A 21,972-nucleotide genomic window follows, 5' to 3' on the forward strand; every position below is an offset into this window, starting at 1 on the left:
AAACCCATGCCTAAATCCACTATCATCCGGCTTGAAGACATCTATAAGATTTACGGTTCTGGCGAAACGGAAGTTCGCGCTTTAGCTGGAGTCGATCTCATTGTAGAAGAAGGAGAGTTTTGCTCGATTATGGGTGCTTCTGGCTCGGGCAAATCCACCATGATGAATGTGATTGGCTGTCTCGATAAGCCAACATCAGGGCGCTACTACCTGGATAATGTGGACGTGTCTCATTTGGATGATTCTGCCCTCGCCCACGTGCGGAATCGTAAGCTAGGGTTTGTCTTTCAACAGTTTCACCTATTGCCCCAACTGAGCGCCTTAGAAAATGTAATGCTACCGTTGGTTTATGCCAATGTTCCTGACCGCGATCGCCGCGATCGTGCTACTGAAGCCCTAACAAAAGTTGGTTTAGCTCATCGGCTCAACAATCGTCCCAATCAGCTATCCGGTGGGCAGCAACAACGAGTTGCCATTGCTAGAGCGATCGTTGGGCAACCGGTTGTACTTCTGGCAGATGAACCCACAGGCGCACTTGACTCCCATACGACCGAAGAAATTTTACAAATCTTTTCAGACCTGAACGCCAGCGGTATGACCGTTGTAATGGTTACCCATGAACCCGATGTTGCCCGTCGCACTCGTCGGATTATTTGGTTCAAAGATGGTACTATTTTAAGCCCATCCCTTGCTCCAACTGAACTCAATCAAATCATGGCAGTAGCATAATCCAGTAAAAAATAGACCTAAAACTGTCTTTTGTCACTGTGCTATGATGCTCCAATAGGTGATTATTTTCGGTTATTCAAAGCGCTTCTGCTCATGAGTGTTTCTCTCCGAATTTAACCCTCTACACACTTCTCTATGTTTCGGAGACGCTCTTTATGTCGATTTACGTTGGTAATCTGTCCTATCAGGTTGCAGAAGATGACTTGAAACAAGCTTTTGGTGAGTATGGCACCGTCAAGCGTGTTCAGCTACCTACCGATCGCGAAACAGGTCGTGTTCGGGGTTTCGCATTTGTGGAAATGGGAACAGAAGCCGAAGAAGCAACTGCAATTGAAGCACTGGATGGTGCTGAATGGATGGGGCGAGATTTGAAAGTGAACAAAGCAAAGCCTAGAGAAGAACGAGGTTCTTCGGGAGGCTGGGGTGGCGATAACAATAGAAATCGCGATCGCCGCTTTTGAGTTCTGTTCCGCAAACAAAATTTTAGAGTTCCAGCAGAGCCAGTTAGCTGCGTCACTCTGCTGGAGTATTTTTATGTTTTTAGTTCACAGTCACACGAGGGATATCTAGAATGGCTCAAGTAGTTCTAGGGGAAAACGAAGGAATTGAATCTGCTCTGCGCCGATTCAAACGACAGGTTTCAAAAGCAGGAATTTTTCAAGATATGCGAAAAAATCGGCATTTTGAAACACCCTTAGAAAAGGAAAAACGCAAAGCTGTTGCTAAGCACAAGCAGCGTAAACGGAACTCTCTATTTCGCTATAAGTAAATGTTGCCTTGAGTTCATCCACTGCTTCATTTGTCTCAGTTTATTCATTGCCTCATTCATAACTTGCATAACTTAGCCAATAAAAGACTTAACGGCAATCAGTCTGGGTGGTAACAATCGAACTCATCCAAGATTTCATGATATGACTCCAGAATCTATCCGTGTTCTTTCCAGTCTTAGAACTGAGTTCTACACTCAGTTTGTGGCTGCAATGCAAGTACCTGTCAAAATTAGTGGCAGTTCTTACAACAGCATCTCTTTCGTTGCATCTTGGCTAAATGACCGAGAGCAGCTTAATTATCTAAATATTTATGCCTATACTGCTCCTGATGAGTTAGCGGTTAAACGTCCCTTTATTCTGCGAGTTGCAATTAATAAAGGGGCTGGTAACATGGGTTTTGCGCGACAGGCGCAGGCTTTTCGGGGTGTCAATCAAAAATGGCAATTGGAACTGACTGTTTTGCCAGATCAACTCCTAGATTTTTTACCTTGGGTTGTTGATTTAGTGCAGGCACATGCGAAAGGGGACTCATCATTCATGCAGGAGCCGCCCCACCCAGTCACGCTTGAACTTTCTAACTGGCTGCTGACTGACATGATTTGGAGTACACAAGCTGAACAGAAGCTAGCGTTACAGGCTCTAGAAGAGCTTGCTGAACCGCAGATTACTAACCTGAGCGAAAAAACCAATCCGCCTGTAAAAGCTGCTTTTTGGTTGAGCTAGAGAACTCTACAAAGTCTACCCTATAGACCTCTAGACTCCCGTGTCTAGGAATCTAAAAACTTACATAATTGCCGTAGGAGTACTATTTTGATGTTCTACGGTTTTTTAAAGCGCTACAAAAACGAGCTTAAACAGCAAGATAACAAATCTTAAAGCGCCACTGTACATCTTGGTTGGATAGGCGCTTTAGAAAAATTTAGTGTCCAAATTCCTCCTTCGATAAGCTTTGTCAAAGTGGTTGCAGCATAACCATTTGTTAGCGAAGTTGCAGAGAGGAGGTTACTTGTTTGCTAGATAAATTGCTGAGTCACTGAGTTTTGAGCACTGAAAAGTTTACCTAAACTAGTAAGTAGAAAACATAAATGTAGTAGTTATATTCTGTATGGGCATCAGACAAGAATTCTCAGTCCAATAGATTGAGAGAAAATTAGAAGTCAACTGAAATCCTTGTGGATCTGAACAATGATTGTTTTGGAAGTAATGTTTGGGCTGTTGATCATTGGAGGAATCGCGTTTTATTTGGGGTGTGCTTTTTTTACTAGTCGGTTTTTTGATTCGAGTGCTACTCTACCGCAAGTAACGACTACTAGCCAGAGTGCAGAGAACTCTTCTTCTCTCAATTCTGCTAGCATATCTTTTTCTCCTGTTTCTATTTTGGTTCCAGTCTGTGGGCTGGATGCAGGAGCTTGGGAAAATTGGTCATCCCTTTGTAGTCAGACTTATACAAACTATGAAGTTTTGTTTGGAGTTGTTGATCCACAAGATCCAGCGATTCCAGTACTTAAGGCGCTAGCAGATAGTTTTCCAGATAGGGTAAGAGTTTTTACTGGGCTAAAACCGCGTGGAATTAACTATAAGGACAGTAGCCTGAGTTATTTATTAGAAGAGGCTCAGCATGACTGGATTATTTTTGTTGATAGTGATGTTCGGGTGCCGCTGAATTACATTGAGATCGTGACTACTCCACTGTTGGATGCAAACGTGGGCATGGTGACTTGTGCGTTTATTGGTCATAATCCACGATCGCTAGGTGCCGCGATCGCCTCTTTTGGGCGTTGTTTTGATTTTATTCCGAGTTTATTGATTGCACGGGCGATTGATGGCGGGCTGAAGTGTGCGATTGGAACCACGATCGCAACTCGTCGTGATGCATTAATCAACTATGGGGGCTTGCATTTAAATCGGATTGGATCGGATTACAATATCGGCAAACGAGCCGCTAGCGCAGGCTATATAGTGGAACTATCGCGCTATGTGCTGGAGTCAGATACAGGCACAGAAAGCATTAGAGATGTTTATCAACGAGAACTACGCTGGGCACGAACGATTCGCTTTAATCGGGGCGCACAGTATTATTCAATGATTTTTTGCCATGCTACCGTCTTTTGTGTGCCCCTATTACTGATATCTCATTTTGCAACGTGGGCGATCGCCCTTACCCTAATTTGCTTTCTGGTTCGTTATATTCAAATATTGATCTCTATCCGCAGCATGGTAGCCCCCAATCTGATTCGCTGGCTGTGGGCAGTGCCACTACGCGATCTGCTCAGTTTCACCATTTGGGTGATGGGTTCCTACGGACAAAATGTTTACTGGCGTGGACGGCGGCTTCGGGTTTATAGCGATGGGCTGATTACCCAATCAGAATCTTAGAATAGGAATAGATGAAACATCCAAATGACCCATAGTTAATTGTCAACCTAGGCTTGATATGGCTCACCTCACCCAACGCCGTTCCGAAAACATTGACGGTGATTTTTATGTAGATTCCAGTTGCATTAATTGTGATACATGCCGCTGGATGGCTCCAGATATATATTATGAAATAGGTAGTCAATCTGCGGTACAACAGCAACCGAGCAATACCGCCGAGCGCTTACGAGCAATGCAAGCGCTCTTAGCTTGCCCTACTGCATCCATCGGTACGCTTGAAAAGCCTCAAGATATTAAAAGCGTTCACCAAAGTTTCCCGGTTCATATTGCAGAGACCGTTTATCACTGCGGCTATCATGCAGAAAATTCTTTTGGTGCGGCTAGCTATTTCATCCAGCGTCCAGAAGGAAATGTGCTAGTAGATTCGCCTCGTTTTGCTCCTCCATTAGTGAAGCGCTTAGAAGAGATGGGAGGTATTCGGTACTTATATCTCACCCATCGCGATGATGTGGCGGATCATCAAAAGTTTCACGATCATTTTAACTGTGAGCGGGTTTTGCACAAGGATGAGATTAATCAGGGGACTCGCGGTGTAGAAATGCAACTTTCTGGATCTGATCCCATTCAGTTAGCGCCCGATTTGCTAATTATTCCAGTACCGGGACACACCAAAGGACATACGGTTTTGCTTTACAACAATACCTTTCTATTTTCGGGAGATCATCTCGCTTGGTCGAGCGATCGCGATCAGCTAATCGCCTTTCGTTCTGCCTGCTGGTATTCCTGGACAGAACTAACGCAATCAATGCATAAACTGGCTGAGTATTCCTTTGAATGGGTTTTGCCGGGTCATGGTCGTCGCTATCATGCAGACCGAGAAACCATGCATCAACAAATGCAGCGTTGTTTGGCTTGGATGGCACAGATGTAAGGGATCAGTGGGTTAGTAGCATATCAATAGACCTAAACGATCGGGCGATCTCACTTGAGAGCATTTGCGATCGCGAAAATGATCAGATTTCGGTCACATCCCCACCAAGGACTTGCGGCATAATGCCCTGTTAAATCGTGCCTAACTCACGTTTGGCAAGGCTTCAATCGTAACAGAACCACCCTCGATCGTCTGAATCCGCAAATCGTAACCTCTCAATAATCGCATCCCAACTAGAGGCACTGTTTCTGATTCATTGATGTCAATGGTGCGATACTGCCCGTCCCAAATCACGCTGGCAATGTAAACGTCAAAAATGCAGGAAGTCCCATCTCCTAATGTCGCGATATCACGCCCCTTCCAAGTTAAATCCAAACCATCAATGATGTTAGAGGGCAAGGTTAAGAAGCCTGAGAAACCTGTATCAATCACGGTATCGACCAATTGCGTTGTGGAATTATGCTTTACTACAATAGGAAGGATTGCCTCACAACTCTGATTTACCACACCCTGCATCATGGAGTTTCTCTCAGACTCCGTGCGCCAAAATGGTAGACTGCCCGATGTCCAATCCGAATAAACCAAGTTTGAGCATCGGGATACTTGGCAAGAAGAAGCTCGGATGCCTTCACAATGTCGTCAGCAACTTCAAAGGCTCCAGTTTCAATGTCGATCGCCACAATCTTGCCATGATTGCCTGCCTCAACTTGAGGACGCACCTGAGACTCATAGATCTCATCCCCACGGCGAGCAAACTCTTCTTTGCTATATCTGGGTTGTCGAACTGTCATCTATCTGACCTTGGTGCGACTTGACCCTCTAATTTTAACTTGGGCGGGCGATCGCCCTTGAGAGAATTTGCGATCGCGGCATTCATGCCCAAATGATTGAGAGATCGCAGTTGAGAAAATTTGAGATCGTGAACAGATCAGATTTTGGTTACATCCCCAACGACTTGTTAGACCGCGTCGTTCAACAGTTTGACTCTATTTACCTCAACAAAGCTTTGATTGTTACAGCACCACCATCGATTGTCTGAATACAGACTTCATAGCCATACAACAAGCTCATACCGAGCAGTGGATCTGTGTCTGATTCGTTAACTTTGATTGTTCTAAATTCCCCATCCCAAATTATGGTTGCTGAATAAACATCAAACATTTCTTCCATCTCCAAGAATGCCCTCTTCGCTACCACGCCAAGGAAGATTCAGCGCTGCAATGGTGGATGGTGGCAAAGTCAGATGCCCAGTGTATCCTGTATCAATTACTGCATCAACTACGATCCGTTGTGTCTCCAAATCACCTACGACGACACGGAGCATCGCTTCGCTATTCACATTCACAACCCCTATCATCATGCTCTCTCTGATACCCCATGCCAACCGAAGCGATGGACTCCACGATGTCCAATGCGGATAAACCAGGTTTGAGCATCCGGGCACCTCTCCAACAGGCGATCTGAGGCAACTAAGGTATCGTCAGCGACTTCAAATGTCCCCGTTTCAATGTCAATTGCGACGATTTTGCCAAAGTTATTTGGCTCGACTTGTTGACGAATCTGAGACTCATAGAGTTCTTTCCCACGTCGAGCTAACTCTTCTTTGCTGTACCGTCGCTGGTGAACTGCCATAGGATTGACCTCGGTGCAACTTGACCCCTTCATTTTAGCTTGGGCAGGCGATCGCGGACTCCAGAGCTTGTGGTTGGTTGTGAGATCGCGCCCTTCATACCCACAAGCGGGCGATCGCACTTGAGAGAATTTGCGATCGCGAACAGATCAGAATGACTTGTGGCATAACGTTCGCAATCACCGGCGGCTCGTAACCTTTGCATCCTAACCGAGATCTCAATACCGTCCGCTGCAACCCGTTTGTTAGACCGTGCCATCGACAAACCCTATTGATTGACCAACCCTTGCAATGCCTTGATGTCAAGGTCAATCCCCTGACGTTTCAGATATTGGTTCAAATTGATCTGGATGAATAAATCTTTGAGTTCTTCAGCAATCTCTGGAGGCGGATTGCCCGATAATGCAGTTGCGATCAGGCGTTCTGCGGCTCGTAACTCGCCACATTCGATCGCTAGAGATGCAGCGCTTCGGTGAAGGACAGAACGAGTGGGTTCTGCATCAAGATCGCTAGCGACTAAAGTAGCGGCTTGGGCTTCTTGTTCAAAGGCTTGACGTGTTATCTGTGTAGCCTGTTCAATCGCACCTCTTAGACGAGCGACTGCCGCTGCTTCGGCTAAATTCATCGCTTGTTGATGGAGCGCTTGAATCTGGCTCATTAGAGTAAGGTTCCTTTGGGGTTGTGCTTTGCACTAATGATAGAAATTGGGCGGTTGAATTCTACCACAATGATATACGCTGGCAACCCTTCTGCATCAGATGCGCGGGTTTGCTCAGTTTTCTGCTTAACTCTGGCATTGATTTGACTCCGATTGCCTCTACGAATTCCAGAGACTTCTAGCCGAGCCATTCTTTGAAATGGCAGCTTAACGGTTGAATCGTGAATACCTAACCAGTAGTCAAATCCGGTTCCTTTGCGAGAACGCTCAATAACTGTGAGATTGGTTAATTGCAGAATTAGCAGAAATGCAATTCCATAAGCAGCTTGCTCGGTTGTATATTCCTCATCATTCCAGCATCGCCGCGCTTGTTCCGTGACGGGCTGCCAATTCAACTGCAATCTGGTGGAGAATTCTCCCTCAACTTCGAGGGTTACTCCTGGCTCATGAGCTTCATCAGTTAGACATATTGCACCTGCCTCTGAGATCGCGGCTCCAAAAGCGGGTGTAATAGCCGGAAGCCCTTGATTAAGACTCTGTAAGTTTAAGACTTGAATCCGGCTCAAAACGGTGTTGCCCCATAAAAACTAAAGGCTCAATTTTACTTTTAATCTCTATGATTTGAGTCGATCGCGACGATTTTGCCGTGATTGCCTGACTCGACCTGCGATCGCACCTGCGACTCATAGATCTCATCCCCACGACGAGCGAACTCTTCTTTGCTATACCTCGGTTGTCGAACTGTCATCCATCTGACCTTGGCGCGACTTCATCCCTTGATTTTAGCTTGAGGAGGAGATCGCGACCTTCATGCCCAAACGATTGAGCGATCGCCCTTGAGAGAATTTGCGATCGCGAACCGATAAGATTTTGGGATTGTCATGCGATACTTATTGCTTGGTGACTATCTGAATAGATTAACAAATCAATAAAATTTTCCATACTATACTCAGCCAAACAAAGTTCCCTAGTCAACGCGCATGACGCTTGGGATGATTCTGAATCCGAGAATGTCCATAGCCAGTAATCTTCGTCGTAAACATCATAAATGGGATCAACCGCCTCAACAGAATATATCTTGACTTTCTCTCCCTGTTTTATTGCCTTGAGGCATCTTAGACTTGGAAGACCCATGATCTCATCAACAAAAGTATCCCACTCCACAGCGATGTAAGCCGACTCACCATTTTGCAGATCTATGACTTTATTCTTCCATAGAGTAATCAATTCTTTAACTTTATTCCTCCCGACGGAATTGCAGTAGAAGAAACGATCACCAACCGAAAGTTCTTCCCCAAGATATTTAACTTCCATACAATTTCTCCAGTCAAAAAAAGCGAACCTCTTCGTCCATAACTTTTCATTCAGCAGTTATGTATTATTTTTACTTTTCTATGAGTGTAGAACATTTCTCTATAACTTCCTGTTTTAGGCGTTTATCCCCGAAAGCTCAGGGTTAATTCACGTTCTGAAGTCATCCCCCAAATTTTCAGTGTATTTCAGCACGATCGCTCTGATAAAGCTAATGCCGCATCATCATTCCGGCTAACTTCAATAATTCTTTACTAAATTCATTTTTGAGAGAACAAGCGATCGCGGCATTTTGCGCTTCATAATGAGAGGAGGTCTTTACAGTTCTTCATCATGGCGCGTGATCTTCGAGGGTTTATTCAACAGCTTGAGCAGCGGGGACAGTTGCGACGCATTCAGGCATTGGTTGATCCAGAACTAGAAATTGCTGAAATTGCGAATCGGCTGCTGCAAGCGGGTGGTCCGGCGTTGCTATTTGAAAATGTCAAAGGGTCAGCCTATCCCGTGGCGATTAACTTGATGGGCACCGTGGAGCGGGTGTGTATGGCGATGAACATGGAGAAACCCGAAGAACTGGAAACCCTCGGTAAAAAATTGGCGCTGCTGTATCAACCGCGTCCGCCAAAAAAGATTTCTCAGGCGGTGGAACTGGGTAAGGCGCTGTTTGATGTGATTCGGGCGAAACCCGATCGCGATCTGTTTCCGCCCTGTCATCAAGTGGTCTTGAAAGACGACGCAGTGGATTTGACCAAACTGCCGCTGCTGCGAGTTTACCCCGGCGATGCGGATAAGGTGGTGACCTTGGGCTTGATGATCACCAAAGACCCAGAGACAAAGATTCCGAATGTGGGCGTGTATCGTTTGCAGTTACAGTCGAAAAACACGATGACGGTGCAGTGGTTGTCTGTCCGAGGTCCGACGCGCCATTTGCGAAAAGCAGCGGAGATGGGCAAAAAGCTGGAAGTAGCGATCGCCCTCGGAGTCGATCCGCTGATCATCATGGCGGCGGCAACCCCTTTGCCTGTGGACTTATCGGAATGGCTGTTTGCTGGCATTTATGGCGGATCGGGTGTCCATCTTGCCAAATGCAAAACTGTAGATTTGGAAGTGCCTGCCGCCTCTGAAATTGTGCTGGAAGGAACGATTACGCCGGGTGAAACAGGCGTGGATGGACCTGCTGGCGACCACATGGGCTATTACGGCGGCGTGAATGAAAAGGCTCCGCTACTGCACTTTCACTGTATGACTCACCGCAAAGATCCGATCTACCTGACTACGTTTAGCGGTCGTCCGCCCAAGGAAGATGCGATGATGGCGATCGCCCTCAATCGGGTCTACACGCCAATCTTGCGGCAACAGGTGCCCGAAATCATCGACTTTTTCCTACCGATGGAAGGACTGTCTTATAAAGTGGCAGTGATTTCGATTGAGAAAACCTATCCCGGTCAAGCTCGTCGGGCGGCGTTGGCATTTTGGAGCGCGTTACCTCAGTTCAACTACACCAAATTCGTCATCGTGGTCGATAAAGATATCAACATCCGCGATCCGCGTCAGGTCGTCTGGGCGATTACCTCCAAAGTCGATCCGGCGCGAGATGTGTTTATCTTGCCGAATAATCCGTTTGATTCCCTCGACTTTGCTACCGAAAAACCTGGACTGGGTAGCCGCATGGGGATTGATGCTACGACTAAGATATCGCCCGAAAGCGATCGCCCTTGGAGTGAAACCCTGAAGCCTGATCCTGATACTGCTGCGTTGTGCGATCGCCGTTGGGCAGAATATGGCTTGGCAGACCTCAAGCTAGATGAAGTGAACCCCAACCTGTTCGGCTACGATATGAAATAGATTGCTGGCAAAACGAGAGCGATCCGCGATTGCTGAAATAAGGATATCGAGTTCTTACCGCAGTTCGGTTTGGCTAAGGTAAAGATGCTATAGGCAAATTGCTCGTGAGTTGTATGATGCTTTCCTCCAGTCTCTTTAGCCTGACTGCCGAAAATTGTTTACCGTTGCGATTGTGTAGGATCGTCGTGGGATGACTCTTCATCTGCCATTTGCAGAACTTGGTGATAAAACGCGGGACTAATCCACTTGCCTTGAGCGATTAAACGGTCGAGTAGCGGGGCGATCGCACTCAGAATTCGTTGCTCTTTTGCTAGGAGCAGAATCCCAATTGTGCCAATGACGGGTAGCCCTAGTTTTTCGGCTATCTGCGCCCTGCCCGCTCGTCCATCAGCAGGCGATCGGCGTTAAGCTCTTCTGCCAAAGCGATCGCGGCACATTCGCCACGATCGAGTCCTGGAGTTTGCAGAAATTGTTCAATTCTCTCCGGCTGACTGACCTCTTGGGTTTCGATCCAGGTGGCGGCAGGAATTGCGATCGCGGCGGGGTGATTGCCCGTGGTTAGTTCGGTATAAACGGATGGCGGAATCAGTATTCTAGGAAATAGAATTTGCAGCACATCAAGGCAATCAATTTTGGCGAGTTCACTGAGAGGCGTAGTGTTGGAGACGATGATCACGGTTGAATCAGGCGGCGAGTAGCAGCAACTTCCTGGGCAAGCTCTTCAGGAGGTTGTTCGGGGAAAATCGAAATTTTGTACTGTCCCATGAGATCAAGGATTTCCAAGCGGCTGAGCTTGAGGCTTTTAGCGGCGTAGCCTGTGCTGATGCTGCCGTAGCGGAGCAGTTCCATCACATAGGATTCACGCGCTCTGGATTCGGCGTGTTGGCGAATGGTTTCGTCTAGCTCTATATCTTGGGGCAGGTCGATCGTGATTTGCACCATTTAAGCTCCGTGGTTGGTTTTTCCATATAGCCAAGCTATTGATCTAACGAATCAAAAAGTCTGATTTCATCATAGAGCAGTTAGCAGTGCTGCTTGACTTCTAGCATCATCGCGATCGCAAACCTTGAACGATCGCCTCCCACAAACCGCGATCGCCCCGTTTCAACATGATCGCAGACCTTGAGCGATCGCCCCCACTCAACAAACCGCGATCGCTTAACCTCATTGAGATCGCTTAACGCAATAGCTAGTCCTTGGCTAAATCCTATCAACACTCACAAATGTATTGGTTCCGTCAAAATCCCAAATGTATTGGTTCCGCCAAAATCCAATCTACAAAGTTTAGTCTCTACCACAAAGCACGAATGCCATTGCTAGGACATCTGGGTGAAAAGGTAGGATTGTCACCGTATTTTTGAACTCTTGCCCAAACGGCTTGATTGGGTACAATTTCTACTTGCAATATCTTCACCTTTTCCCCAGGAACTACACATCCTAAAATCTCCTGCTGGGCATAATCAAAATCTGGTGCTTGTGGCTGATCAGATCTGATATTAGTTGTTTCTATGACTTCCACAATCGCTCCACTCTGAGGAATCATACGCGGATAGATGGTGGGTGGTTTGAGGATATCATCGCCACTTGAATTCCGTGTAATTTTGCCAATAAACATCCAACCTCGGGTATAACCGATTGGAGTTATTGTTGTTGTTGAAGTTGGGGTCGGAGTTGTTGAAGTTGGGGTCGGAGTTGTTGAAGCTGGGGGCAGAGTTGTTGTTGAAGTTGGGGTCGAGGTTGTTGTTGAAGTTGGGGTCGGGGTTGTTGGAGTTGGGGTCGGGGTTGTTTGCCCATGGCGAAGATAAATACCCAAAACTGTTAGCCCCAACAGTAAAGCTATTCCGCAATTTTTTTTCCATTTTCTCTTTCGTTCGTCTTCTTGAGCATCAGATTCGATTTCTTGGTATATCTGCTGCCCTAAATTTAATTCTTGCTTAATTTCTTTTAACTTATTCTGTAAACGCTCCCTTTCAGAGTGTGATTTTTTTCTAATTCTAAGCAGTTGTCGATATGTTGCACGATAAGAAACTAATTTTGCCCCAAATCCACCTCTCCATCTCTCAACAAAGTTTATAACGAAGGCTCTATCATCATTGGATTGAATGTATAAGTCTGAGACAGTTAGATTTTCCAAAAACTTAGCTAGTATTGGTTTCTTATTAATAAATCCCCATATTGGAGGATCGGAATTGTTTATATATTTGTCTGACAAATAACTGGTTAGTTCATTAACAAAACTTGCTGTAGTTGCATTATCCAAATGCAAATTATCTATGTAGATTTTATCTACCCGACAATTTTTGAGAAGGTTGCGGCGATCCTGAGAATTTTCAATGAGTGGAACACTACGAAGAATTCTATGAAGTTCATCCCAGTCGTTAATATCAGGAAAATCCTCTTTAAGCATTGCAGTCTTCTATTGGCTTAGTCATTAGTTACGATCGCTGCTTCCATCACTTCAACATCCGATCTGCCTCGTAGCCCAATATCACTCACATCTTGGACTGAAAAGTCGATCGCTGCGATCTGTGGAGCTAAAGAACGAGGCATATTTTCATCCACCAAAATATTTAAGGCTTATGCCCCCAAAGGCACGACTTCGGTTTGTTTCACCAAGTCCGCAGCGTAGGCAAGGGCAGCTTCTACCTGAATTTTGGTCAGTTCGTATTCCCGCATCACCTCTTCTTTGTTCATCCCCCCTGCTAACGAGCCAATAATCAGCCACACTGGGACGCGCGTTCCTGTGATGATTGGCGCTCCGTGATGGATTGCTGGATCAGCGCTGATATATCGTGCAATCTCCATACTTCCTCCTCGCTGTTATTATCTTTATCCTCCTTTGCGATCGGCTTTCATACCTACCCAAAGATCGTGATTTTCCTCCATACAGCCTGCGTCTCATAAACAGAGAATGTAAATGGAAAAACGGCTGCAAATTCTCAACTCCGCACTCCGTCCTCCGTCCTCCGCACCTCGCACTTTTACTATCTCCTACGCGCCAACGCATTATCCACTGCCTGTTGTTGATCGCGGCGAGTCATCCACTGATGATAAGTGCGCGTGTGAACGCCGACTGAGTGACCCATCATTCGGGCGGCAACTGTATCGGGTAAGCCAATGTGAATAGTTCGCACTGCCCACGCATGGCGCAAATCGTAGGGCGAAAAGGGTAGGTTATAGCGCCGAAACTGAACGCTAACCAGTTGCCCAACTCGTTGAAGCGTTGTTTTTGCCAAGTCGGTTTGAATCGGCGGCAGAGTGCCCGATCGAAGATTGAATCGATCAATCCAGTCGGGATGAAAGGGCCACACTTCATGCAGTCCAGTTTTGGTGGTGCTGAGAACTTGAATAGTCGGCTCTGAGCCACTTTGCAGGGCAGAGTAATCGCTGAAAAAAACTTCGTGGTTCCGTAAGCCATAGGTTGCCATGATGCCGTAAACAAACTGCCAGCTTGGATTAGGAATCGCTGCCCAAGTTTGCAGAATCAGTTCATCCGGGGGCAAGTCGCGCACCTGAGTTTGAGTGGTGCCATAGCTGCCCCAATAGTTTTTTAGATCTTCGGGTAGGGCAAGCTGAATAAATGTGGCAAACGCGGTGAATGCCGTACAGCAGACTTGGCGACTGCGGCTATTCACTTCGGTAGTGCGAACCGTGGCATAAATGGCTTCCACCAAGCTAAGACTGGGATTAGACTCAGCGATCGCCTCCAGTTTTCGCAGGTAGGGCGCATAGGCAAACTCCCAGGTGGTTTGGGTTGAGGTAGGATTGCTTGCTCGTTTGGGTTCATTTTTAAAGTGGCGTTCAAACGCTCGAATTTGCTGCGTCAGTCCTAGCTGATCGAGCCGACCCCAACCGACCCCAGCCACATAGTTTCGCCAATCAAAGCGATTTTCAATCAGTTGCCCTGCAATCACTTTGACTTCCTGCTCAGCCTGTTTTAACCCAGCAGTCGTGGCAGGAAAACCCAAACTGAGCCGCTGTTGATAAGGCTTGAGGCGATCGCTCCCCAGTCGCGGTGGTAGTGTTCCCCGCAAGCCTAACTTTTGTCCACGGCGCTCAATTTGCAGCCCTAATTGGGCAAGTTTGAGCCGCTGATTGATTTGAGCAATTTTGGTATCAACGGGTGAGTCCATTGCGATCGCAAACCAGTTCTTGAAACTACTCTTGAAACTACGAGGCTGCTAAGGTTATCAAGTTTTATATCGGAAAACGAGCAACAGAGAGATTTGCAGCCTATCGCGCCTCGAAAAATGAAAAATGTCTATAACCGCTTACATGAGGCTTTTTCAGAAGTTTAGCCTATCTTTTAATCACTTTCTTCTGCCATGCTGTTAAAATCGGTTACAAATCTAAAAAATTGGAAGCCGTTGCAGTCATGGGTCGAGTTGGAGTTTTATTGCTAAATTTGGGCGGACCAGATCGGTTGGAAGATGTTCGTCCATTTTTGTTTAATCTATTTTCCGACCCTGAAATTATTCGATTGCCATTTCCCTGGCTGCAAAAGCCTTTAGCGTGGCTCATTTCAACCTCGCGCGAGAAAAAATCTCAGGAGAATTACAAGCAAATTGGCGGGGGATCGCCGCTGCGTCGGATTACCAATGAACAAGCTCAAGCACTCCAAGCTGAGCTTCAGCAACAAGGACACGATGCGACAGTTTATGTAGGAATGCGCTATTGGCATCCATTTACCGAAGAAGCCGTTGCTCAAATTAAGCGCGATCGCGTTGAACAGCTAGTCATCTTGCCGCTGTATCCTCAGTTTTCTATTAGCACTAGCGGCTCTAGTTTTCGTTTGCTAGAGCAGATTTTGGCAAATGACCCAGAACTTCAAACAATTGAACACACCGTCATTCCCTCTTGGTACGACAGTCCTGGCTATTTGCAAGCGATGGCGCAACTGATTACCCAAGAGCTAGACCAGTTTTCAAATCCTGATCAGGTGCATGTTTTTTTCAGTGCCCACGGTGTGCCAGTTAGCTATGTTGAGGAAGTCGGCGACCCCTATCAGCGTGAGATCGAAGCGTGCAGCGAACTCATCATGAAAACGCTGAATCGTCCCAATCCTCATACCTTGGCATATCAAAGTCGGGTTGGGCCGGTTGAGTGGCTGCGACCTTACACGGATGATGCCCTGCAAGATCTCGCTGCCCAAGGTGTGAAAGATATGGTGGTTGTGCCGATTAGCTTTGTCTCTGAACACATTGAAACGTTGCAAGAGATTGATATTGAATATCGGGAGTTAGCCGAAGAATCAGGCATCGAGAACTTTCATCGAGTCCCTGCTTTGGATACTCATCCGGTGTTTATTCGTGATTTAGCAAGCTTAGTCACCGATGCTCTTGCTGCCCCAAGTCGTAAATTGGCAGATGTGATGCAAATTGAAAACGTCAAGTTGTATCCCCAAGAGCGATGGGCATGGGGCTTAACAACCTCGGCGGAAGTATGGAATGGACGACTGGCAATGTTAGGAATTATTGCCGTCATTGTTGAATTGGTTACTGGAAGAGGGCTTTTACACGCGATCGGGCTGCTGTAGAAAATACTGATCGCGGTTCATACAAGTTTTTATCGGCGTTGCTGAATGTAAGTATGATTTCTGACTGTAGGGTTAGTCCTTGTACCTACCCTGCCGGAGATGGAGGGCAACCACAAGGGATTGCCCCTACAAATTTCATCCCCAAATTCAGCAATACCTTTTTATCAATATCTCAAGTTCTATCAATCGGGATCTTGTTTGTAATCCCTAGGTCTGGCTTGTTTCCTTGATCCTGACTGTTGGGTATACCACTGGTGCCATTCTTTAGAGCTACGAATGGCAAGCCACAGGAGCAACATGGCAATTAGTCCTCCCTGGGTGGGAGCATCAAACGCAAAAAACACAAGGGCAATGCAGAGAGCATCCTGGGCAAAAATCATCCAAACTGGAACCTGTCTGAGCCGATAGATCCAACCAGTTTGAACCAGTTGCAAAACTAGGGCTAATACTCCGCCTGTAGCACCCAATAACCAGACTAGCCATTCGGGTTTTGTGGTGATGCGCGCGATCGCGACCCCAATAATGACTCCTACGATCGGACTAAATACCAGTTGAACCGTTTGCAAAAGCCGTTGACCAGCGCGATTTTTAGACGCAAATATCTCAAATAAAGACCAGACTACTAGAACACCTAGAACAAACGAAGGGTTCATATGAGAAAGAATCGGTACTTGAGACCATAAGCTTTCACCGTAAAGCAAGCCAATCAGCAGCAGGGGCAGGGCAAGACGGAAACCCGCAGCAGCAGAGGCAGAAAGTACCGCTAAAAGTTCAAGCATGAAATTAAGCTGTACTGAATCTAGAAACAATTGCTATTGAAAACAGCAACGTTCACAGGTGAATAAAACTTTTGGACTCAGAGGGCGATCGCATCTAAATTGTGACACTTTCAGGAAAAGTTGACTTTATTCAGTGTGCCATTGAATTTGAGAAGTGTTTGTATCAATGAGAGTGATCTTGAGGGCGATCGCCCATAAAAAAGAGCAGATCATGATCTGCTCTTCCAAAGAAATCGCTAATAGGATTATCTAAAACCGATGGCAGCTTGCCAGACAAACGCCAATAGCAAGAAAAAGACTGGAATAATCGGCAAAATGTCAACTAACGGATCGAAAATCGCATAAGCTTCGGGCAATTTTGCTAAGAGCAGCGCTGCTTGCATGAATAACCTCTTGTACAAATTTTAGAATTTCCATAGATCCTAACATGACAGGATGCGTGAGGATTATTGGTTCTTCCCAACTCAAGCTGAACGATGATGGGATGATTCATTTTCGGGTTAAATTTTTGCTTAAATTGGGCTATCATTGCGCCGCTAGTGGCTGTCTTTAATCATATTTTTCTTCATGGAACATATCGGATTTATTGGACTAGGACTGATGGGAAAACCCATGGCGAAAAATCTGCTTCAGGCGGGATATATCGTCACCGTTTTTAATCGCAGTCGGGCTGCAATGGACGAACTGGCGGCTTTAGGAGCGCAACTGGCAAACTGTCCTAGTGAAGTTGCACAACAGTCTGATGTGGTGCTGACATGCCTGCCTGATTCGCCCGATGTGGAAGCCGTAGTGTTGGGCGATCGCGGGATTTTGTCAGGCTCTCGTCCTGGAATGCTGTATGTTGACCACTCAACAATCGCCCCGGCAACCTCACGCAAACTTTACGACGCTCTGAAACTCAGCGGTGTCGATGCGTTGGATGCCCCGGTTTCGGGCGGCGATATTGGGGCAGAGCAAGGCACGTTGTCGATTATGGTGGGTGGCGATGAGGCGGCATTTGGGCGATCGCTCCCTATCCTGCAAACCATAGGCAAAAACATCATCCATATCGGCGATGCCGGAGCCGGACAGGTGACCAAAGCCTGCAATCAAATTGTCGTCGCCATGACCGTCCAGGCAGTTGCCGAAGCCTTGACTTTGGCAAAAAAATCAGGAGTCGATGCGGCAAAAGTCCGGGATGCCTTGCTGGGTGGCTTTGCCCAAAGTCGCGTTTTGGAAGTTCACGGTCAACGAATGCTCGATCGCACCTTCCAACCGGGCTTCAAGCTCAACCTCCATCGCAAAGACATGAACATCGTCTTACAAACCGGAAAAGAGCTAAATTTGCCTCTACTAGGCACGGCTCAAGTCACTGAATTGATGAGCGCGCTAATTGCCCAAGGCAAAGGCGAATTAGATCACTCTGCTTTGATTACGCTCTACGAACTGCTCAGCAATGAACACAATTAACAGCAATTAACGGCGTTTGAGGATCAGTAGGGTAATGTCATCAAATACACGCTGATCGCCGACAAATGCCATGACATCGCGAATCACATGCTGACGGATTTCGGTGGCAGGGCGATCGCGATTATTTTGCAGCACTCGATGAAACCGATCCAAGCCATACTGCTGTTTTTGCATATTCATCGCTTCCGTAATCCCATCGGTATACAGCACCGCCACATCTCCAGGGTTTAGCTGAATGTTCGTTTGAGCAACGAAAGCACTAATATCTTTTTCCAATCCCAAGGGAAAACCCAGGTCAAAGGTATCAAAACTTTCGATCGCGCCATCCGTCCGCAAGACAATGACATCTTCATGCTGTCCGCTAAGATTTAACACGCCTGTTTCATACTGAAGCAGCGACAGGGTCATGTTTTTATGGGATTTCATCCGGCGCGTATTGTCATATAAAGTACTGTTAATCGTATTCATCAGTTTGATGGGGTCTTCTTCGCCATTGGCAATTAAGGTTCGCACGGCAGTTTGTGCCATTATCATCAACACGCCGCTTTCCAAACCATGCCCAGTAACATCCCCAATGCCAATCCGCACTTTGCCGTTGTGCTGCACCACATCGTAATAATCGCCGCCCACTTCTTCGGCGGATTGCATAAATCCCGCAATATCTAAAGGTACGATCGCTTGCAGTTCCGCATCTCGCGGCAGCACCATTTCTTGTAGCCGACGAGTTACTGCTAACTCCGCCCCCATCCGCAAGTTTTCTGATTTCAACTGTTCATTCAGCAAAACAATTTCTGCATGGGCTTGAGCTAAGGCAAGTTCCGATCGCTTGCGATCGCTGACATCTCGCACAATAATCAGCACTTCATTTTCGCCAAAGGGAATAATCCGCGACTCCTCATACTGAATCACCCCATTGACTTCCAAGGTCGATTCAAAGAGTTGCAGTTTGCCCGTTTGCAGTGCCAGTTCAACGTGATACATTCGCTTTTTGGCGTGACTCAGCGGCATCACTTCATACTCGCTTTTACCAATCAGGTCTTCCCCAACCACGTTGAAATTAGTGGGCGGAATAAAATCCAAATAAATTCCGTCGCGGTTCATCTGCAACATTAAATCAGGAATGATCTCCAGCAGCGCCCGCTTTTTATGTTCACTTTGCCGCAATTCTGCCTCGGTGCGTTTCAAGTTGCTAATGTCGCGTGCTGCCCAAATGACGGTAGTTTTTGTTAGGAGCGCAATATGGGCAGAAAACCAGTGGATCTCGCCTTGAATCGGCAGTTGGTACTCAACATTGGTCGCCTGCTGAGTTTGCAAAACCTGCTGAATGTGAAATAGATGTCTATCTGCTTGTTCTGGAGGCAAAACATCATGGAGCGTTTTGCCAATCCGAGTAATTTCTGGTTTGTATGCGATGCTGGCTTGAGTAGACAGGACTTTGAGATATTGCCCCTGCCCATCATGAACAACCACGTAATCATTCATTGCCGTGAACATTGCCTGAAGTTCGGCTTCGGTTTGTTGTCGTGCTGTGGTTTCGCTTTGCAATTGGGTTAGAGCAGTTTCTAGCTCCTGAGATTTTTGCTCTAGCTGGGAGATATGCTGCACCGCTTGGGGCACTTCTGCGAGTAGATTTACAATCAAGTCTTGCAGGACGGGATCGCGCAGTTGCTTGATACCGAGCCAGGGTAGGGGTTGGATGGGGCGATCGCTCTGATCCACAATTTCAAACTGTCCATTGGGCTGTGCTTTGCCCAGATAGCAATCTTTCCAAAGATGTTGGGTTTCATCAATTCGCACTGACCCGCCAGGTGCGTCAAAGGTTTGCCCAAGGGCAGCGGCTCGGATTGCATCAATCTCTAGCGATCTCGCCGTTTCTACAGTGTGCTTCCACAAATACACTTGAGTATAGGCAGTTTCAATGGGATCACTGGTGACGCGATCGGCTCCATACCTCGCCTGAAAATTTTTGACAAACTGCTGATTTTGGGGCGTGTCTAAACTTTGGAAATAACTCCAACTGGCGTAGGTGCCTGCGGCTTCGGTGGCGATGCTTTGGAGTTCTGGCTCGGCAACACTAACTGCCATAATCGGCATGTGAATAGGCTGAATTCCCGCTTGGTGATACTGCCGATAAAATGCCAGATTGCTATCGCCGTTGAGCGTGTTGAAGATGATATCAGGCTGTAGATGCAGAATGCGATCGAGAATTTGAGTAAAATCCTTGCCGCCTAAAGGCACATAGGCTTCTTCTATCACAGTGCCACCCAAGCCTTTCACCTGAGCCTGAATAATTTTGTGAACGGTGCGCGGAAACACATAGTCTGATCCGACTAAGTAAAACTGCTTGCCATGATGCTTGACCAGCCACTCTAAAGCGGGTTGAACCTGCTGGTTGGGGCATGATCCCGTATAGAAAATATGCTGGGATTCTTCCAAACCTTCGTATTGCAGAGGATACCATAACAGAGTATTAAACTCTTCCAAAACGGGTACTAAGGCTTTGCGACAGGCAGAAGTCCAACAGCCAAATAGCGTGGCAACTTTGTCTTGCTGGATCAGTTTTCTGGCTTTTTGAGCAAATATTTTTTCATTAGAACCTCCATCTTCAATAATGGGCGTGATCGCCTGACCGAGTACACCACCCGCCTGATTAATTTCGGCGATCGCCATCAGCGCCGCGTCAACCAGCGATCGCTCACTGATTGCCATTGAGCCAGTTAATGAATGCAAAAGACCGATGCGTATCATGGGATGAAGTGGAGTAAAAGAATATTAACCCCCTAAGAATTATTATTCCTTAATCGGTTGGGAATTGCTGGTGTGATGACAGGTGTTTGACCAGAAACAAGATGAAGATGACAACATCAAAAGCGGTTCCTGACCAGTAGTTGAATAGAGGAGACGCGATCGTGTCCCCCCCTTTTGTCAGTTAAACATCGACTGATGAATAAAATCCGGACTGGGTGTCTGTTGTTCTTTTGGGTTTAGTAGCGGCAGGAGAAACAGTAGGGGCTTAGAACTGATATCAGCCTTTTTAATCAGGCTTTTTTATTCGTCACTTGTTCTACACCCTGACGCGACAAGCCAAGGGTTTCTGCAACTTGGTCTGGAGTCATGCCCATTGTCAATAATTGAGCGATCGCGGCTTGTTGTCCCTGCTCTGCCCGATCTGCCCGCTGTTGCTCTTGGTCTGCTTTCTCATCCCCCGTCAGCAGCACCACCCCATCGCGATCGCACCAGCGCAACCAGGTATCCTGTCGTTCTTCAAAGTTTCCCTGCCACAAGGTCAACCCTAAGCCAACCTGGTCTAGCCATTGCTCCTCCAGTTCGACATAGTGCCGTCCCCGCAGTTCATAGATTCGGAGAGGGCGATCGCTGAGTTGCCGATTGGGGTCATACACAACGTAGTAGCTGACGCGCATATGTTCGTAAATCTGGTACTTTGTGCCCAGTTCATCGCCCACCTGATTAGAAACAATTTCAATGACAATTTCGGGCGGTTTACCAAAGTTCCAAACCAGGTAGCAACGATGCTGTTTTTCCCACCAATTGTCTGGAACTTGTACATCAAAGCTAACCAACACATCAGACACAATGGCAGGCTGAGCAGCCGTGTGGTAAACGCCCACATTTGCCGCAGACAGAAAGACTTGCCCCTTCAAAGAACTATAAAGGGAACCAACCAGAAGGCGCTGTTGTTTTTCGGAAGCAAAGTTATCCACAGGTATATCGTTCTCTGTGACCCATTGGCTGGCATCAGGACTGGCAGGTTCATCAGAGAGTAGCAGTAAATCGACCATCATCCGATCCATTCTCTACGTCAGGATTGCCCTTAGTGTAGCGGGTTTATTCGGTGGGCAGAGCGCCGTACATAAAAGAACTAACTAAAGCTGAGGATTGATATGACTGAGTTTGGTGTGGCTGAGTACAGTTGCGGAACTTATATTTTTTTAAGCTA

At 46.8% G+C, this 21,972-nt stretch carries 29 protein-coding genes; 9 read left to right on the plus strand and 20 right to left on the minus strand.

Annotated features, from left to right (window positions below; all coding sequences use genetic code 11):
- The first annotated feature begins 6 nt into the window (after positions 1-6).
- The 6 genes from AB3R30_RS06800 to AB3R30_RS06825 all read left to right on the plus strand — a co-directional run bounded on the left by AB3R30_RS06800 (position 7) and on the right by AB3R30_RS06825 (position 4,806).
- Positions 7-729 carry an ABC transporter ATP-binding protein gene (locus tag AB3R30_RS06800; RefSeq protein WP_458648457.1) on the plus strand — a complete coding sequence of 241 codons (723 nt, stop codon included), beginning with the start codon at positions 7-9 and terminating at the stop codon, positions 727-729.
- A gap of 155 nt (positions 730-884) precedes the next feature.
- Entirely contained in the window at positions 885-1,190 is a 306-nt protein-coding gene (locus AB3R30_RS06805; protein ID WP_458648402.1) for an RNA recognition motif domain-containing protein, read from the plus strand.
- Between the two features lie 110 nt (positions 1,191-1,300).
- Positions 1,301-1,498, plus strand: a complete 198-nt coding sequence (rpsU, locus tag AB3R30_RS06810; protein ID WP_171573384.1) for a 30S ribosomal protein S21 — start codon at positions 1,301-1,303, stop codon at positions 1,496-1,498.
- Positions 1,499-1,640: 142 nt separating this feature from the next.
- Positions 1,641-2,222, plus strand: a complete 582-nt coding sequence (locus tag AB3R30_RS06815) for a hypothetical protein (protein WP_458648403.1) — start codon at positions 1,641-1,643, stop codon at positions 2,220-2,222.
- Positions 2,223-2,684: 462 nt separating this feature from the next.
- A complete protein-coding gene (locus tag AB3R30_RS06820) occupies positions 2,685-3,875 on the plus strand; it encodes a glycosyltransferase (RefSeq protein WP_458648404.1) in 1,191 nt (396 codons plus the stop codon).
- Between the two features lie 58 nt (positions 3,876-3,933).
- Positions 3,934-4,806 carry an MBL fold metallo-hydrolase gene (locus AB3R30_RS06825; protein WP_458648405.1) on the plus strand — a complete coding sequence of 291 codons (873 nt, stop codon included), beginning with the start codon at positions 3,934-3,936 and terminating at the stop codon, positions 4,804-4,806.
- 141 nt (positions 4,807-4,947) lie between these two features.
- On the opposite strand, the gene AB3R30_RS06830 is transcribed toward AB3R30_RS06825, so the two are convergent.
- The 8 genes from AB3R30_RS06830 to AB3R30_RS06865 form a co-directional block, all read right to left on the minus strand.
- Entirely contained in the window at positions 4,948-5,325 is a 378-nt protein-coding gene (locus AB3R30_RS06830; RefSeq protein ID WP_458648406.1) for a clan AA aspartic protease, read from the minus strand.
- Positions 5,322-5,597, minus strand: coding sequence for a hypothetical protein (locus AB3R30_RS06835; RefSeq protein ID WP_458648407.1), 276 nt, complete (start codon positions 5,595-5,597; stop codon positions 5,322-5,324). The genes AB3R30_RS06830 and AB3R30_RS06835 overlap by 4 nt, the downstream gene beginning before the upstream one ends.
- Before the next feature lie 565 nt (positions 5,598-6,162).
- Positions 6,163-6,438 (minus strand): hypothetical protein, encoded by a 276-nt coding sequence (locus tag AB3R30_RS06840; protein ID WP_458648408.1) that lies wholly within the window; start codon positions 6,436-6,438, stop codon positions 6,163-6,165.
- A gap of 29 nt (positions 6,439-6,467) precedes the next feature.
- Positions 6,468-6,695 (minus strand): hypothetical protein, encoded by a 228-nt coding sequence (locus AB3R30_RS06845; RefSeq protein ID WP_458648409.1) that lies wholly within the window; start codon positions 6,693-6,695, stop codon positions 6,468-6,470.
- A 9-nt stretch (positions 6,696-6,704) separates the two neighbouring features.
- A complete protein-coding gene (locus AB3R30_RS06850) occupies positions 6,705-7,094 on the minus strand; it encodes a hypothetical protein (RefSeq protein ID WP_458648410.1) in 390 nt (129 codons plus the stop codon).
- Entirely contained in the window at positions 7,094-7,660 is a 567-nt protein-coding gene (locus tag AB3R30_RS06855) for a hypothetical protein (RefSeq protein ID WP_458648411.1), read from the minus strand. Before AB3R30_RS06855 ends, AB3R30_RS06850 begins: the two co-directional genes overlap by 1 nt.
- A 41-nt stretch (positions 7,661-7,701) precedes the next feature.
- Positions 7,702-7,842 (minus strand): hypothetical protein, encoded by a 141-nt coding sequence (locus AB3R30_RS06860; RefSeq protein WP_458648412.1) that lies wholly within the window; start codon positions 7,840-7,842, stop codon positions 7,702-7,704.
- Between the two features lie 131 nt (positions 7,843-7,973).
- Positions 7,974-8,408 (minus strand): hypothetical protein, encoded by a 435-nt coding sequence (locus tag AB3R30_RS06865; RefSeq protein WP_458648413.1) that lies wholly within the window; start codon positions 8,406-8,408, stop codon positions 7,974-7,976.
- Between the two features lie 330 nt (positions 8,409-8,738).
- Between AB3R30_RS06865 and AB3R30_RS06870 the strand changes: the two genes are divergently transcribed.
- The gene (locus tag AB3R30_RS06870; RefSeq protein WP_458648414.1) at positions 8,739-10,250 is read left to right on the plus strand and encodes a UbiD family decarboxylase; all 1,512 of its coding nucleotides are present in this window, start codon (positions 8,739-8,741) and stop codon (positions 10,248-10,250) included.
- 158 nt (positions 10,251-10,408) lie between these two features.
- Here AB3R30_RS06870 and AB3R30_RS06875 read toward each other — a convergent pair whose 3' ends face one another.
- The 8 genes from AB3R30_RS06875 to AB3R30_RS06910 form a co-directional block, all read right to left on the minus strand.
- Positions 10,409-10,615, minus strand: a complete 207-nt coding sequence (locus AB3R30_RS06875) for a DUF3368 domain-containing protein (protein ID WP_458648458.1) — start codon at positions 10,613-10,615, stop codon at positions 10,409-10,411.
- On the minus strand, positions 10,612-10,926 hold the full coding sequence (locus tag AB3R30_RS06880; protein WP_458648415.1) for a DUF3368 domain-containing protein: 315 nt from the start codon (positions 10,924-10,926) through the stop codon (positions 10,612-10,614). The genes AB3R30_RS06875 and AB3R30_RS06880 overlap by 4 nt, the downstream gene beginning before the upstream one ends.
- A complete protein-coding gene (locus AB3R30_RS06885) occupies positions 10,923-11,192 on the minus strand; it encodes a UPF0175 family protein (protein WP_458648416.1) in 270 nt (89 codons plus the stop codon). Before AB3R30_RS06885 ends, AB3R30_RS06880 begins: the two co-directional genes overlap by 4 nt.
- 80 nt (positions 11,193-11,272) lie before the next feature.
- A complete protein-coding gene (locus AB3R30_RS06890; protein ID WP_458648417.1) occupies positions 11,273-11,464 on the minus strand; it encodes a hypothetical protein in 192 nt (63 codons plus the stop codon).
- Between the two features lie 77 nt (positions 11,465-11,541).
- Positions 11,542-12,657: a hypothetical protein gene (locus AB3R30_RS06895; protein WP_458648418.1), complete on the minus strand. Its 1,116-nt coding sequence runs from the start codon at positions 12,655-12,657 to the stop codon at positions 11,542-11,544.
- Positions 12,658-12,674: 17 nt separating this feature from the next.
- Complete coding sequence (locus tag AB3R30_RS06900; RefSeq protein ID WP_458648459.1) at positions 12,675-12,812, minus strand: DUF5615 family PIN-like protein; 138 nt, start codon at positions 12,810-12,812, stop codon at positions 12,675-12,677.
- 15 nt (positions 12,813-12,827) lie between these two features.
- Entirely contained in the window at positions 12,828-13,055 is a 228-nt protein-coding gene (locus AB3R30_RS06905) for a DUF433 domain-containing protein (protein WP_458648419.1), read from the minus strand.
- Between the two features lie 179 nt (positions 13,056-13,234).
- Positions 13,235-14,383, minus strand: a complete 1,149-nt coding sequence (locus AB3R30_RS06910) for a site-specific integrase (RefSeq protein WP_458648420.1) — start codon at positions 14,381-14,383, stop codon at positions 13,235-13,237.
- Positions 14,384-14,607: 224 nt separating this feature from the next.
- Here AB3R30_RS06910 and hemH point away from each other — a divergent pair, with 224 nt between their 5' ends.
- Entirely contained in the window at positions 14,608-15,786 is a 1,179-nt protein-coding gene (gene hemH, locus AB3R30_RS06915; protein ID WP_458648421.1) for a ferrochelatase, read from the plus strand.
- Positions 15,787-15,968: 182 nt separating this feature from the next.
- On the opposite strand, the gene AB3R30_RS06920 is transcribed toward hemH, so the two are convergent.
- Together AB3R30_RS06920 and AB3R30_RS06925 are read right to left on the minus strand one after the other, a co-directional pair.
- Positions 15,969-16,565, minus strand: a complete 597-nt coding sequence (locus AB3R30_RS06920) for a DUF4126 domain-containing protein (protein ID WP_458648422.1) — start codon at positions 16,563-16,565, stop codon at positions 15,969-15,971.
- 245 nt (positions 16,566-16,810) lie between these two features.
- Positions 16,811-16,948, minus strand: coding sequence for a photosystem II reaction center protein K (locus AB3R30_RS06925; protein ID WP_458648423.1), 138 nt, complete (start codon positions 16,946-16,948; stop codon positions 16,811-16,813).
- A 184-nt stretch (positions 16,949-17,132) separates the two neighbouring features.
- On the opposite strand from AB3R30_RS06925, the gene AB3R30_RS06930 reads away from it, so the two are divergent.
- Positions 17,133-18,014 (plus strand): 2-hydroxy-3-oxopropionate reductase, encoded by an 882-nt coding sequence (locus AB3R30_RS06930; RefSeq protein WP_458648424.1) that lies wholly within the window; start codon positions 17,133-17,135, stop codon positions 18,012-18,014.
- A 6-nt stretch (positions 18,015-18,020) separates the two neighbouring features.
- Here the strand turns inward: AB3R30_RS06930 and urtA are convergent, their stop codons facing one another.
- A complete protein-coding gene (gene urtA / locus AB3R30_RS06935; protein ID WP_458648425.1) occupies positions 18,021-20,762 on the minus strand; it encodes an urea ABC transporter substrate-binding protein in 2,742 nt (913 codons plus the stop codon).
- A 290-nt stretch (positions 20,763-21,052) separates the two neighbouring features.
- Positions 21,053-21,826: a Uma2 family endonuclease gene (locus AB3R30_RS06940; RefSeq protein ID WP_458648426.1), complete on the minus strand. Its 774-nt coding sequence runs from the start codon at positions 21,824-21,826 to the stop codon at positions 21,053-21,055.
- Positions 21,827-21,972: the final 146 nt, after the last annotated feature.

This window comes from Sivoneniella epilithica UHCC 1019, from assembly GCF_040830845.1.
Lineage (GTDB): Bacteria > Cyanobacteriota > Cyanobacteriia > Leptolyngbyales > Leptolyngbyaceae > ULC077BIN1.